A 524-nucleotide genomic window follows, 5' to 3' on the forward strand; every position below is an offset into this window, starting at 1 on the left:
TTTACTGACACCTGATTGGGAGGTATAAAGTGCCGCAGAAGCTTCAGTTAAATTAAAGTTTTGGCGAACAGTTTCTCGAATAATTCTGAGTTGTTGAAAGTTCATAATAATTTTTCCACATAAGAGATGAGAAACGGTTAAAGCTTCGCAAGGATATTTTAACCGTTCTCAAGATATTATTCTAAGCAACTTGAGTCGTTTGGTCTGCAAATAAATGAAGTTGAGCCGCACTAATCCAAACGGTTTGATTTGGTCTAAATTGATGTAAGTTTGCTTCTTCTACACTGAGTAAAATCTCAATGGTGCGTCCACTACGATCTTGTAATTCAGCAATGACTTTACCTGCAATCCATACCTCACGTATAAATGTCGCTTCTATGGTATTCGGTTGAGGTCGGGTATGAATATGTAATTCATTTGGTCGTGCAAATGCAATGACTTTTCCTTGCGGTGCTTCCAATGATGTCGGTAATTGAATGCGATCATCACCAATACGGATAATACCGCCTGTATGTTCACCTTCA

Annotated in this window: 1 protein-coding gene and 1 pseudogene; both read right to left on the reverse strand. The window is 38.4% G+C overall.

Annotated features, from left to right (window positions below):
* Nucleotides 1-105, reverse strand: a pseudogene (locus RR876_RS17330) (CysB family transcriptional regulator); the annotation flags it as partial.
* A gap of 76 nt (nucleotides 106-181) precedes the next feature.
* A partial coding sequence (locus RR876_RS17335; RefSeq protein ID WP_332637220.1) for a TOBE-like domain-containing protein occupies nucleotides 182-524 on the reverse strand: 343 nt, incomplete at its 5' end.

It is taken from the genome of Acinetobacter sp. (assembly GCF_036666595.1).
Lineage (GTDB): Bacteria > Pseudomonadota > Gammaproteobacteria > Pseudomonadales > Moraxellaceae > Acinetobacter.